Source organism: Limnothrix sp. HT2024, from assembly GCF_059138625.1.
The window spans coordinates 930,302-943,431 of sequence record NZ_CM181121.1; the positions used below are offsets into that span (position 1 = coordinate 930,302).

The 13,130-nt window shown below is 55.9% G+C and carries 13 protein-coding genes; 4 read left to right on the plus strand and 9 right to left on the minus strand.

Translation table 11 applies throughout. The features are described 5' to 3' along the window. The first annotated feature begins 566 nt into the window (after window positions 1-566). On the plus strand, window positions 567-1,787 hold the full coding sequence (gene chlP / locus AC2IAX_RS03850) for a geranylgeranyl reductase (RefSeq protein ID WP_494389410.1): 1,221 nt from the start codon (window positions 567-569) through the stop codon (window positions 1,785-1,787). A gap of 445 nt (window positions 1,788-2,232) precedes the next feature. On the opposite strand, the gene petG is transcribed toward chlP, so the two are convergent. After that, complete coding sequence (gene petG / locus AC2IAX_RS03855; RefSeq protein ID WP_099531563.1) at window positions 2,233-2,346, minus strand: cytochrome b6-f complex subunit V; 114 nt, start codon at window positions 2,344-2,346, stop codon at window positions 2,233-2,235. 356 nt (window positions 2,347-2,702) lie between these two features. Here petG and AC2IAX_RS03860 point away from each other — a divergent pair, with 356 nt between their 5' ends. Continuing rightward, on the plus strand, window positions 2,703-2,996 hold the full coding sequence (locus tag AC2IAX_RS03860; RefSeq protein WP_494389411.1) for a c-type cytochrome: 294 nt from the start codon (window positions 2,703-2,705) through the stop codon (window positions 2,994-2,996). Between the two features lie 176 nt (window positions 2,997-3,172). After that, window positions 3,173-3,385, plus strand: a complete 213-nt coding sequence (isiD, locus tag AC2IAX_RS03865; RefSeq protein ID WP_304441447.1) for a protein IsiD — start codon at window positions 3,173-3,175, stop codon at window positions 3,383-3,385. Between the two features lie 102 nt (window positions 3,386-3,487). Here isiD and AC2IAX_RS03870 read toward each other — a convergent pair whose 3' ends face one another. The 3 genes from AC2IAX_RS03870 to AC2IAX_RS03880 form a co-directional block, all read right to left on the minus strand. Beyond that, window positions 3,488-3,808, minus strand: coding sequence for a hypothetical protein (locus AC2IAX_RS03870; protein WP_494389412.1), 321 nt, complete (start codon window positions 3,806-3,808; stop codon window positions 3,488-3,490). 75 nt (window positions 3,809-3,883) lie between these two features. Next, window positions 3,884-4,354 (minus strand): bis(5'-nucleosyl)-tetraphosphatase, encoded by a 471-nt coding sequence (locus AC2IAX_RS03875; protein WP_494389413.1) that lies wholly within the window; start codon window positions 4,352-4,354, stop codon window positions 3,884-3,886. A gap of 301 nt (window positions 4,355-4,655) precedes the next feature. Beyond that, a complete protein-coding gene (locus tag AC2IAX_RS03880) occupies window positions 4,656-5,585 on the minus strand; it encodes an alpha/beta fold hydrolase (RefSeq protein WP_494389414.1) in 930 nt (309 codons plus the stop codon). 1,262 nt (window positions 5,586-6,847) lie between these two features. Here AC2IAX_RS03880 and AC2IAX_RS03885 point away from each other — a divergent pair. Then, entirely contained in the window at window positions 6,848-7,426 is a 579-nt protein-coding gene (locus tag AC2IAX_RS03885) for a M23 family metallopeptidase (RefSeq protein WP_494390268.1), read from the plus strand. 282 nt (window positions 7,427-7,708) lie between these two features. Here the strand turns inward: AC2IAX_RS03885 and AC2IAX_RS03890 are convergent, their stop codons facing one another. From AC2IAX_RS03890 to AC2IAX_RS03910, 5 genes are all read right to left on the minus strand, one after another. Beyond that, window positions 7,709-7,843, minus strand: coding sequence for a hypothetical protein (locus tag AC2IAX_RS03890; RefSeq protein WP_255407478.1), 135 nt, complete (start codon window positions 7,841-7,843; stop codon window positions 7,709-7,711). 173 nt (window positions 7,844-8,016) lie between these two features. Next, window positions 8,017-8,106 (minus strand): cytochrome b6-f complex subunit PetN, encoded by a 90-nt coding sequence (petN, locus tag AC2IAX_RS03895; protein WP_099531567.1) that lies wholly within the window; start codon window positions 8,104-8,106, stop codon window positions 8,017-8,019. A gap of 25 nt (window positions 8,107-8,131) precedes the next feature. Continuing rightward, entirely contained in the window at window positions 8,132-8,959 is an 828-nt protein-coding gene (locus tag AC2IAX_RS03900; protein ID WP_494389415.1) for a pentapeptide repeat-containing protein, read from the minus strand. Between the two features lie 60 nt (window positions 8,960-9,019). Next, complete coding sequence (locus tag AC2IAX_RS03905; RefSeq protein WP_494389416.1) at window positions 9,020-10,114, minus strand: potassium channel family protein; 1,095 nt, start codon at window positions 10,112-10,114, stop codon at window positions 9,020-9,022. Between the two features lie 179 nt (window positions 10,115-10,293). Further along, window positions 10,294-13,107 (minus strand): PD-(D/E)XK nuclease family protein, encoded by a 2,814-nt coding sequence (locus AC2IAX_RS03910; protein ID WP_494389417.1) that lies wholly within the window; start codon window positions 13,105-13,107, stop codon window positions 10,294-10,296. Window positions 13,108-13,130 lie beyond the last annotated feature (23 nt).

A 13,130-nucleotide genomic window follows, 5' to 3' on the forward strand; every position in this document is an offset into this window, starting at 1 on the left:
AAAATGACGACACCCCTTAGTCCCCGGCCCGTTGCTCCACTCCCGCAGCTTGATGACCCGAGAACTCAGCCTGTGGATCTCAAGGTTGGTGAACGAGGGGTATCAGATCATTAAACTCTGTTGCATTCTCGTTATAGAAGCTTGGGGCACGCCCAGCCACAGGAAACCCCCGTGATAGGATGACATCCAATCTTTGGGCGGCCAGAGCGGTTTTTGCGGTTTATTGCCCCCTTTCGCCTTTGTTGCCGATGGGCAGCGCGGTGAATGATCCAGTTAATAATCGACGGGCGATCCAGCGGTTATTGAACAGTGACGGGTTAATCCGTTCAGTAGACGGAGACAACTCAACGGCGGCAGTAACCCATGCTAATCGCGTGGCTTTGGAGTCCAGAACAAAATCGCAAGCCTTCTCAAAGCTCCTCGCCTTGATTGAATTTCTGAGTCTGAATTAGGCCCCTCTGTAAGCCGCTGGGCATTGCGGTTGGATCTAAGGCGCGATCGAAATTTCATCAGGACGAGGGTGATGTCGAAGCCTCAGCCACACGCGTAATTAGGAGAAGCTGTTCGTGTTACGGGTTGCTGTTGTTGGCGGCGGGCCGGCCGGTTCCTCAGCCGCAGAAACGCTCGCTAAAGCTGGAATTGAGACCTATCTGTTCGAGCGCAAGCTGGACAACGCCAAGCCCTGCGGCGGCGCAATTCCCTTATGCATGGTTGGTGAGTTTGAACTTCCGCCGGAGATCATCGATCGCCGCGTGCGGAAGATGAAAATGATCTCACCGTCCAATATTGAGGTGAACATCGGTTCGACCCTCAAGCCTGATGAATATATCGGTATGTGCCGCCGGGAAGTCCTGGATGGGTTCATGCGCGATCGGGCGGTGAAGCTGGGGGCTAACCTGATTAACGGCACAGTACACAAGCTGGAAATTCCCAGCAATGACAAGGCTCCCTACACCCTGCACTATGCTGACCACTCCGATGGTTCGGTGGCGGGCGTGGCCAAAACCCTGCAAGTGGATTTGGTGATTGGGGCTGATGGGGCTAACTCCCGGATTGCCAAGGCGATCGATGCGGGGGACTACAACTACGCGATCGCCTTCCAAGAGCGAATCCGTCTGCCCGAAGACAAGATGGATTACTACCAGGATTTGGCGGAAATGTACGTCGGTGACGATGTTTCCCCCGACTTTTACGCCTGGGTGTTCCCCAAATATGATCACGTGGCAGTGGGCACGGGCACAATGCGCGTGAACCAAGCCCGGATCAAGGAACTGCAAGCGGGCATTCGGGCCCGAGCAGCCAAACGCCTCGAAGGTGGGCAAATCATCAAGGTGGAAGCACACCCGATTCCGGAACATCCCCGCCCTCGTCGGGTGGTGGGTCGTGTGGCCCTGGTGGGTGATGCGGCCGGTACGGTCACCAAGTCTTCTGGCGAAGGGATTTACTTCGCGGCCAAGTCGGCTCGGATGTGTGCGGAAACCATTGTGGAATTTTCCAACAAGGGCCAGCGCGTTCCCAATGAAGCGGATCTGAAGCAGTATCTGAAGCGTTGGGATAAGCAGTACGGGGCAACCTATTTAGTGCTGGATCTGCTGCAACGGGTGTTTTATCGTTCCGATGCGACGCGCGAAGCCTTTGTGGAAATGTGCGAAGACATCGATGTGCAAAAGCTGACCTTTGACAGCTATTTGTATAAGACGGTTGTGCCTGCCAATCCGCTGACTCAACTGAAGATTACGGCGAAGACGATCGGGAGTTTGCTGCGGGGTAGTGCCCTGGCTCCCTAGTCTGGTTTGCTGAAATTAAACCGGATTGAGTTCAAGACTCATGAGCGCTCGGCCTTTGGGCTGGGCGTTTTTTAATGAGCAAATCAATGAGCAAATAATCGTGATCATCAGAAAGCAATCATAATCAAAGTCATAATCAACAATATTCAACTAGCGTCACCTTCTTGTTACCTTTTTATTACCCAATTTATACTCAAGTTTATTCTCAAATAATTCCTTCAATTCATGATCAAAAATCATGATTAATTTATGCTCAAAAATTATGCTCAAAAAAGCATGATCAAAAAAGTGTGGAGACCTGCTTAAAACGGGCCTCCACTGCATCGTTGCTGTAAATACAGCGATTGAATTAAGGTTGGAATTGCGATCGCGAGGATGCGCGAATTCCAGACACCGGTTCAAATTGAATGGGACGATCGAGCGGGTCGATCGGGGCCAAATCAACCTACAGATCAAACTGATTGCCGCGACGATATTGCTGATAGGCTGCGAAAAACAGACCACTCAGCGTCACCAAAATCAGACCCAAGACAATACCGAGCAAGCGAGGTTCGATCACGGCGGATTCTCCTTCCCTAAATCGTCTAAAACATTAAGTCATTTTTAAAGCACTTAGTCAGACTCCAGCAGTGAAGACTGCGGATCTGGTGCGGTGGCTGTTCCCGATCGGGCAACGCGCCCTCCGATTTTACCGGCTTCTCAGCCCGAAAACTGATTCTGCCCTGAGTGGGCGAGTCGGGGGGAACTTCGGCGGCCTGGGGGCGACCTTTGAGCTATGTTATTAAATGAAAACTTTCATGTCGGTTCCTCAGCAACGCGATCGCCTTGGAAACGCCAGTTAATCAGTCCCCAGTCCAACCTTGGGCGCGTCGTACCCTTGCGATCGCGATACTCCTTGTCCTGTCCGTTTTGCTGATGGTTTGGCCCTTGGGCCAGTGGTTTCAGCCAATGGATCCCTACGCGGAAAGTGTCCTCGCCTTGCAGGGCGATCGCGATCGGGGGCAAGCAATTTTTTCCATGAACTGCGCCGTTTGTCATGGAGCGGATGGCGCGGGTCATGTGGGCCCCAGCTTGCTTGATGTGGCCAGCCGGAAATCAGAAGTCGCCCTGATTGAACAGGTGATTAGCGGCAAAACACCCCCCATGCCGCAATTTCAGCCCGCTCCGCAGGACATGGCCGACCTACTGCGCTACCTAGAAACCCTCTAGCGCTCATTGTCTGGCATTTGGTTTAGCTGGTGGCTTAACCTTTGGCTTAACTTTCGGTTTAACTTTTGGGCGAACGATGGCCGCTTTCATGAACTAACGTACCAAAACAAGGAAAATCGATTGTTTGGTGGTTCATCCGGCTTAAGATCAGTCTAGGGCTTGGAGGAGGTTTAACCGTGGAAGTACTGCATATTTCACAACCGGCCGTTGCCCAAATGACTGAGCAAGATGTGGCCGAGTTGGCGCTCCGGCTGGAGCGGGATGATTATGCCACGCCCTTTGAGGGGTTGCGAGACTGGCACTTGCTGCGGGCGATCGCCTTTCAGCGGCCAGAGCTGGTTGAGCCTTACATCTACTTACTAGATTTGGAGGCCTACGACGAGTCTTGAGCGTTGCCGAGTCCCGTGGGCGGCTCGCAGTGGCAAGGGTCGAGCAATCCGTCAGCCCATGACCAATAGAGCTAGGGGTGAACGTCTTGGCCCGCTGAATGCTCAGGTGGAAGCACGGCGGCGACGGGGACGGCGTGTTTTCGTCACATAGAGAATAATCAGTGTCCCGATCGGGGTGGCCGCAAAAGCGCCCGCCATGCCCAGGGTCAACAGGGAGACCGGAAAGGTCACCGCCAAAGAAGCCAGGGCCCCCAAGGCTCCCCCCACCAAGGCGCTGCCATAGGCCGCGACGAGGCTTTTGCGTAGGCATCGCCGCCCCAAGAGCCTTGCGATTGCACCAATGAGTAGCCCGATCGCCCCCACGCCAACCGTGAGCGTCACGACAACCAGCAGGGTAAACAATACGGGGCGATCGAGCAGCATGGGCGAAGGGTCTTGGGCAAGAACTATTGGACTGATTCGGACTGAATGGATGGGGATTAGGGGGACGAAGCTGAGTTAATTTTCGGCTTGGTTAGGCATTGTGGGCAGCGATTGCAGCCATTCCAGCGCCGATTCAAGAACCCCCCGATTAGCCGGGAACGTAATGCGCGATCGGGCTTCTTCTGCGGTTAGCCAAGCACTGTCTTGGATTTCCTCCGGTTGCAGGTTGGTTTCCCGATCCAAAACCCAAGCCGGAAAATAAGTCACCGTTTTTTGCACCAGTTTATTCTGTCGGCAGTAGGTTTCAACAAACTGCACGTCGGTGACGGGAGTGCAATGTTGAATGCCGGTTTCTTCGGTAAATTCCCGAAGCGCTGTTTCAAGGGCACTTTCGCCCGGCTCCGCATGGCCCTTGGGAAACGCCCAATGTCCTGCCCGGTGCTGCACTAGCAAAAACAAAGCCTCTGCTCGATCGCCCGACTGCGGCAAATAAATCGGCACAATTCCAAAGGCTTCTTCGGTCACAGGCTGGGCATCCGTCGGCACGGGAACATCTCCTTGGGCGAGTGCCAATCTAAAAAAATTATCCGGGTCTGAATCACGTGGGTCTGAATCGCTGGGGTTCCGATTGCCCCCAATCACGCGATCGCGATCCACACTACCTGCCGTCTAAGCACGATCTCAACAACGCGATCTCAACAACGCAATCTCAACAAACAGCTTAACCAAAAACATGCTCTCAACAGCAGCTCCGTCACTCAGCTCCGCTGTTCGGTGAATCTTCGGTTAGTTGTTGAGTCTCACTCAGGGTGGTTGGCCAGAGCAATCCAGCCCTCACACCCAGCGTTCAGACCACATCCAATTGCGCCACTTGACCAAGATTGTGGCGTTCTTGGGCGGGCGCAATGAGCCATCGATCAATCGCTTCTGCAAACCCGATCGGGTCATTCAGAAAGGGCCAATGATTGCCGGGAACCGTTTGCACCGTCAGCCGCTCGCAGAACTGATGGAAATCGCGAGTTTGCCAAGCAAATTGATTCAAGCCCTGTTCCGGCAAAATCAACAACGTGGGCAAGGAAACTGACTTTTGGAAGCCCGCAATTCCAAGCACATCTTCAAACACGCGATCGCGCGCTAGCAAATCCAGTTTGCTACCCCAAGTACCATCATCTTTTTGTTCCAGATTTGCCGCAAAGGCCGCCGCTTGCCAAGGATTCCACTCACGATATTGTTTGAGTTGCCGAGCACAGTCTTCCGCTGAAGTTTGATCCGGAAACGGGCCCGTTAGCTTCAAAAATGGCAGGGTTCGATACAAAATTGGGAAGCTTAAGCGCAACCAATCAGGCATTTTGCCAATAAAAAACGGGTCAACAATGACCGCCTGCTGAAATCGCTGGGGAAGATCCTGCATCCAACGGGTGGCAACCTTGCCCATCCAAGAGTGGCCAACCACCGTCACCCGAGACCAGCCCAGGTGATTACAAAGGGCTTCCAAATCTTCAACGATTGCTTCGGTGGTGTAGGGGCGATCGCCCTTGCTGCTGTTCCCGTGGCCGGGCAGATCTGGTGCAACCACCGCATAGCCCTTCTGCGCTAGCTCTTGGGCTGCCCCCTCCCAAACCGCTGCACAATCGCCCAGTCCGTGCAACAGCAGTAGCGGCCGATCGTCTGGATTTCCCCATTGCCAATAGGTCAGAAATTGATTCGATCGGCTAGGTAACCCCAACTGTTGTTGGTCATTCATAATCAGACCCGCTGTAATCGCTTGTAGTGCCACTTGATCAGGAACTCGATCGCTTCAGGATCACCTCAGCATCAGCTCAACCCAGTCTTGAGTGCTTAGTCTTGAGTGCTTAGCCTTGAGTCATTTCCCTGAGACGCTTCCCCAGACAATACCCAAGGATTAACTAAGCATTCATGATTGTTCTAAAGTCAGCCCTGGATTCATTCTATCTAAAGACCTTCTCTCTCAGAAATTTCCCTTAAAATCGATTGATCTCCAAGGCATTTATATTTTTTTGCTGGACTCTTAAAAGGTTAACGGCCCAGTCTCTTCAGCAAAACCATGGCCTCATGATTGCAGAAAAGATGTAGAGGCTGACCCAGTGTTTTTCACGGAACTGCCACAAAGCTTGGTGGATAAAAAAGCACATTTCCTTCTCTAGCCTGCGCCTACGCTAACTTTTAGAGCAAAACTCTTGCGTTTCTTTGGGGGCTGAGCGATCGCCCCTTTCCCAGAATTCAGCATCCGTAGTTCTGTGGTCGGATTGCGGGTCAAGAGTGGACGGAGCGAATTTTTTTTTGTAGAGTCGGTGACGTTATGTCACGTTGACGGGCGCTAACGCTCCACCGCCCATGCCGCCACGCACCTTGCACCGTCCTGCCTTGCCCCCAGCTCGATCGAGCCATGGCTTCTCACTTTCCAAGCTTCCCTCCCCGCCGCTGACTGGCGAAGCTTTGGTGCGCAAGGCCCGATCGCCCCGGGCCCGCGATCGCGCCCACTGGCAATTGGCGGCGATCGCGGGGTTGTTTGGGGTGGGGCTGTTGTCAGCGGAGGCGATCGCCCCCTGGTGGCAGCGCCCCCAGCACACCGCCAGCACCAGCCTCGAAGCGCCCCCCACATCGCCCCCTGCTGAAATTATCGAAGCATCCCGGCGGCAGATTGCCGAGTCGGCGGCGATTGTCCGTGGCCAAGCCGACCCCAACTGGCAGCCACAGATGCGCCCTGTTCAGCCCTTGAATGTGACAAACTATACCACCCAAGCTCAACGCCAAAACGCCAACGCGACTAGCTATTACAGCAGCTATCAGAACAGTAATCGCTACACCAATTACCAAAATTCTCCAGACAGTCGATTCAATTCTGCACAGCCAGCGGCCAACCGTCCTGCTAACCGGAACTCCCCAACCAATAACCCGACTAACTCCAGCAATTTCAACAGCTATAGCAACTACAACAACAGCTACAGCAACAGTTACAACAACGGTAATCCTGTTCGTAATAATGGTAATAATTCCGGCAGCAATTACAACAGGAATATTAACCAGGTAAACTCCGTTGGGAACTATGCCGGGGGCTACAATCCCAACTATGTCAATCCCTATGGCAACTCGGGACAAGGCAATCAATCGGATCGATCGAACCGTCGCACCTCATGGCAACAGGGTTCATTTCCCGTCGAGAACTTCCAGACCTATACCTCGCCCTTTGGCTACCGTCGTCGGGGGGGCAGCGTGGAGTTTCACAAGGGCCTAGATCTGGCCGCCCCCAAAGGTAGCTATATTCGCAGTTGGTGGGCCGGCCGGGTGATTCGAGTGTCTGACGGTGGGCTATGTGGCACGGCAATCACGATCCAGTCCGGCGCTTGGGAACACACCTACTGTCACATGATGGGGCGGGTGGCGACCTGGCAAGGCCGCCGCTACCTGAGCGATCCCGATGGGGGATTACGGATTTTCCAGGGGCAAACGGTGACCACGGGGATGCGGGTTGGGCGTGTGGGCATGACGGGCCGCACCACGGGGCCGCACCTGCATTGGGGCATTAAATACGGGAAAGACTGGATTGATCCGGCCTTGGTGTTGCGAGCGATGTATCAGCAACAGACCAGGAACTAGCCGAGAATTTTGCAGTCTAGTCCGGAGTCAATCTAGCCAAGAATGTGCAAACTCAAAAATGTGCTTCTAGGCTTCTATTTACCTTAAGTTGCCTTCCTGGATTCGTTTACCTGAATTTGGTGGGCACTGCCCACCCTACTAGCGGAGCTGCCTCAATTCGCTGGGTTAAATTATATGGCTGTTATCGCCACCAAATTGTTAGGCAGCAAGATGCTCAAGCCCCTTGTCCCCCACGATCTGCCCACGGTGGAATCAGGATTTCAGGCGACTTGACGACAGGCCCTAGCGCTTTTGGGGAGTTTTTTGGCGACGGCGATCGCGCCATTCAGCGGCCGTTAAGTACACAATGCCGCCCGTAACCACCACCATCAAGCCCATGGCCACGATCGATAAAACGGTTAAGGCCGAAGTTTCCACGGGAATCCTCACCAAAAATCAAAAATCAAGGGTCAAAAAACAAGATAAAGCCACTTAAACAAAACTGTCGATCGGGTTGATTCATACACCCTCGATCGACAATCTTTTTAATCCCTGAAATGCATTCTTAAACATCGAGCTTCGGCAACGTAATTGGCCACAGCCCCGGGAACTTAGAAGCCGTTGCGGCCCCAAATCACCATCGAAATCGAGAAGGTGAAAACCGTCAGCAAGCCAACCCAACCGAGGGTGATGATATCCATGATGTCCGTCCCCTATGCGTTTGCGTCAAAATTTTCCGCCTTTGATGGTATCACCCGCAGGCGATCGGGGACAGCCTTGGCGCGACACTTTACCATCGGCCAGACGAGTGCCGCAAAGGATCGCCTTTTCCAGATTGGTATCCGTTAGGTCTGCGCCGGTTAGGTCTGCGCCGCTGAAGTCCGTTTGGCGCAGGTCGGCTCCTCGCAAAATGCTGCCCCGGAGGTCAGCCTGGTTTAAACGGGCATAGGTCAAGGAAGCGCGGGTTAAGTCGGCTTTGGATAGGTTGGCACGGGTGAGGTTGCTGTCTCGCAAGTCCGCCTCGGTGAGTTCGGCCCGACGCAGGACGCTGCCTTCCAGGGAGGCGCTGACAATGGTGGCGCGGGTGAGGCGGGTTGCCTCCAGGTGGGCTTGGGTGAGGTTGGCTCCGCTGAGGTCGGCGTTGCTGAAGTCGGCATGGTCAGCACGCACCTGAGCAAAGCTCGCCCCGATCGCCCGGGCCCGGGTCAAGTTAGCCCGATCGAGCAATGCCCCTTGTAAATCAGTCCCCACCAAGTCCGTGTCGCCCAAATAGGCATCGCTGAGGTTCACCCCCGCCAAGTTGGCATAGCTGAGATCGCAGTGGCGGCACACGGTGTTCCGAAACAATCGCTGCAAATCCGTCAGGCTCTCGGCCCGTACCGGCAACACCAGGAATCCCCATCCCCACAACAGCACCCCCACCATCAATAACCCTCGCAGCACTTGGGCGGGGCAAACCTGCAACCACCCGGCCCGATCGATCCCGATCGCCCAACAAGACAACGGGCGGCGATGATTGACCACGGGCCCCGAATCCGAGTCAGCGTTGGTCATTGGGGCTGAAATTAGCGGCATTCGTTCCATGAACCTCGGTCTAAAACTGGTGGCTGCCCGCTAACGGGGTAGGCCGCGATAGCGTTGGTTGCGGTTGTGGTTGCGGCTATATTCCCGACCAAAGACAAAGGTGGGCATATCGTCGCTGTGACCCATCACGATCAGCGTATCGCCTGGATAAAGTTGCGTCGATTGGGGTGGGTGAATGATGGTGTTGCCGTCCTTTTGCAGCAGGGCCACAACGATGAATGTGCCGTTGCCACGCACTTCCACGTCCCCGATCGTCCGGCCATCCAAGGGGGATTGGGGAAGCACGGACACTTCGTCCAGCTTCACATCCAACCGCAACAGCATTTCGCTGAGGGTGGCCCGGCCCTCATCCTCTTCCAAGAAATAGAGGGCAGAGGGGTGATTCAAAATTTGAGCAATCCGCTCCGCCCCAATATTAGCTGGCAAAACCACTCGATCGGCTCCGGCCAGCTTCAGCTTGTTTTCGGTGCTGGCTGCTTCGCCCCGAGCCACGATCGTCATGTGGGGATTCATGCCCCGGGCGGTCAGGGTAATGAACACATTTTCCGCATCATCGGGCAACACCGTAGCCAAGGCCTTGGCCCGCTCAATGCCCGCCGCTCGCAAAACCGATTCATCGGTGGCGTTGCCTTCATAAACCAAATAGCCCAGATTGACACCCCGCTCCACCCGATCAGGATTGGAGTCAATCACCACGAAGGGCTGGCCCGTTTCCACCAGCTTGCGGGCCAATAGCCGACCAATGCGGCCCAACCCGCAGATGATTACATGATCTTTGAGGCGATCGATATCTCGACTCATGCGCCTGGCCCCCAGTAGCCGATTCATTTCGCCCTCGGCCAGGGCTTGGAAGACCCCCCCTACAGTGTAGACCGCCGAAGAAGTGCCCGCGATGATCACAAAAATCGTGAAGGCCCGCAAATGGGGGGTCATGGGGCCAATTTCCCCATAACCCACGCCAAAGACGGTGATGATGGTCATGTAGAAGGCATCGAGGAACCCCCAGCCAGCGATCATGTAGCCCGTGACGGAGATGATGAGGGTGACTGCAAAGAAGGCAGCCCCAATCCAAATCTTTTGGAACGGTCGTTGGTCGATCGGACGAAAACGGCGACGTTCAGACACCTGGAAGGAGGGGGGAGAAAGGGGAGGAGGCTGAGCGATCGACCCGATCATGATCGAAAATCAGCACCCGTGCATCGTCACGGCTAACAATCGCAGGGAAAAGAGTCTCCCATGCAGAACATTACCAGAGCATTCTGTGGCGGTTGTTCAGCCAATCGTAGGGCAAATCCCACTTGCAATCAGCCATCCTGGACACAACGACAGGCCGATGAGGCTTCGCAAAACTGACAGGCTTTGTATTCCCGATCGGGATCCACAGGGTATTCCCCCGCCGCCAAGTGGTGACGCAATCGTTGCACCAAGGCTCCCACCTCTGGATCGTCACGGGTGGGCTGTTGGGATGGCGAGGGCTTCGCTTCTCGCAAGCTGTAGTAATAGGCCTTGGCGACGGGGGTTTCGGGAACCAGTTGGGCGGCGGCGCTGGCATAAACCAACAGTTGCACATCCAGGCTGGCTTGGCCGGTTTGGTCTTTGACTTTGGCTCCTTCGGCTTTACCGGTTTTGTAATCAATCAGAACCAAGCCATCGGGGGACTGATCCACTCGATCGATCATGCCCTTCACCTTCAGACCCAGCCACTCCCCTTCAAAGGGCACTTCGCAATGGAGGATGGTGGATTCGGTGGGTAAAAAGCTGTCTTGCAAAATTAACCACTGTAATTGGGCCAAGAGTTCTTGGCGCTGGGCTGTCCAGGTGAGATGGCGTGGCAGTTGCAGTTCGGTGGCCGCTTCGGTCAGCCAGGTTTCGAGGGCCGCCAACCGTTGCTCAGGGTCATTGAAAACGGGCGCTTGCCGATCGCGCTGTTGTTCCCCCAGTTTTTGCAAAACGCGGTGGTAGAGGTTGCCTTTGCTGTTTCGGGGCAAGTCGGCTTCGGTTTCTTGGGGTTCTTGGAGCCGCAGGACGCGCCGTGCAAAGTATTTGAACGGACATTGCCCCAAATCGGTGATTTGAGAGGCGCTAAAGGTATGCCGATCGGGATCCATGGCGGCGAGGGAGCCAAGGAAGCCGTTAAATGCCAAATCTTCCGGGAGATTGGGTGGGCCACCACGCAATCGTTGGCATTCCATCCGCCAAGCTCGCTCCAAGGCTGGGCCTAAGGGATCTTGCACCAGGGCTGCGGGGCGATCGGCTCGGGTCAAAAACCGCTGCCAACTGGCCAAAGGGCTGACATCGGGAACCGGCTCCGGCTCGGCGGGTTTGATTTGGGGATTGCGGAGCAGGGCGCTGGGGGATTGGGGTTGCTGGCCGTGCCACTGGGGATAGCTAAACACCAATTGCGCTTGGATGGTGGCAAAGGCGGCGCTGTTGTGGAGGCGCTCTTGATCCGCCAGCTCGGCAGTGCCAGCCATCGGAAACCCGGCTTGGGTGAGGGCGCGTCGATCGAACCAATCGAGGGCTAAATCAGGGGCGATCGGGGCGGGCCACCAGCCTTCCACCATCCCCAGGGCAAATCCGTAGCGATATTGGGCCCCGATGAGGCTAGCGGGGTTGTGCAATTCCACACCGCCGCGGCCGGGATGGCGGGGCACGGAAATTAGGCTCAACAGTTCCCGCAATTCCTGGGCAAAGCTGGCCAGGGTTAATGTTTCGTGGCTGGGACGGGCTAGCTCAATCAAGTGATGATTCAGGCTGCTGAGGGCGTTGGCTTCACTGGGCCAATGCTGTGCGCCCGATCGAATCTCCAGGGATCGGGCACAGTCCTGCACCCAACTCACCCACTGCTCACGGGTGGCCTCGCGGCGGGCCGATTGGGCCGGCGGGGCCAAATCCGCAAGATCAATGCCTGCCTGAACCCAGGCCTTGGGGCGATCGGGGCGTAGGCGGCGGGCCATTTCCCATTGATCTTCTAGGCGATCTCGCCCGATCGGGTGGCGCAATAATTGCACCGCTGGCTCATAGGCCCATTGTTGTTGGGCCGCTTCCAGCAGGCATTGCACCCAATGGCCCACCCGTGTTTGCGTGAGGGGCACGCCATACAGCAACCGCACCGGAACCTCAAATTCCTGCGCCACCTCCAACAGCTTCGGCCCGTAGCGTTGCTCATCGCGGGCAATCAACACCATTTGATTAGCTGGCACACCTTGGTGAAGATGCTGTTTGACCTTGGCCAGAACCCAGCGCACCTCGTCCTCCAGGGTGGGAAAGGCGATCGCCTGTTGCAAGGCTGGGCATTCGGTCGGGGGCGTTGTTGCTTCGGGTTCTTCAGAAAGTTCCGAGACCGATCGCACCGTCCAGCCCCGCTGTTCCCAGGCCGGCAGCAGCCGATGCAAAGCCAGATCATTGGGCCACCAAAGGCAACTGCCGGGCCCCGCCAAGGCATCAATTAGGGCGATCGCATCGGGAGCCAAATAGCCATAGCCCCACAGGCCCAGCACCAGGGGGTTCACCGCACCTTGGGCGATCGCCTGGGCCGCCTGTCCATAAATTTGGGCCGCATCTAGTCGATCGGCTGGTCGATCAACGGCCCGCCGCTGAGTGGATTGATCGCCCAGTTTCTGATCACCTGGTTGTTGATCGCTCAGTTGTTGATCATCCCGTTTCTGATCGCCCAATTTCCGATCGCCCGATAATTGCAGCGCTTGCAAATAAGCCTGGGCAATGGTCACCAACTGCCGCGCCCGATCGCTCAAGGTGGGTTCCTGGGCCGCCATCGCCAGAGACCAACCGTTGTGCAGCATTTCCCGAATCACGGGGGCGATCGTATTGGCATAGGGCCCCGCTTCCACATCAGGCCAAACCTTCGCCACGGCTGATCGTAAAGCCCGCTGACGCATCAGCATCGGAGCCAGGTTGCCATCCAGTCGCAACCGCTTGAGGAGTTGATCGAGAGATTGGGCCTGCACCCCGATCGCCCGGGCTGCCTGCCGGGTCGGGGTCAGCACCCAATCAAAAGGGCCCCAAAGACCTTGGGCGATCGCCCGTTGCACCTGGGCGGCCTTGGCTCCCAGCCAGATGGTTCTTGAGGGGTTGACGCTCGATCGGTTTGCGGCCATGGACAATTGGGGATCCTGAATTG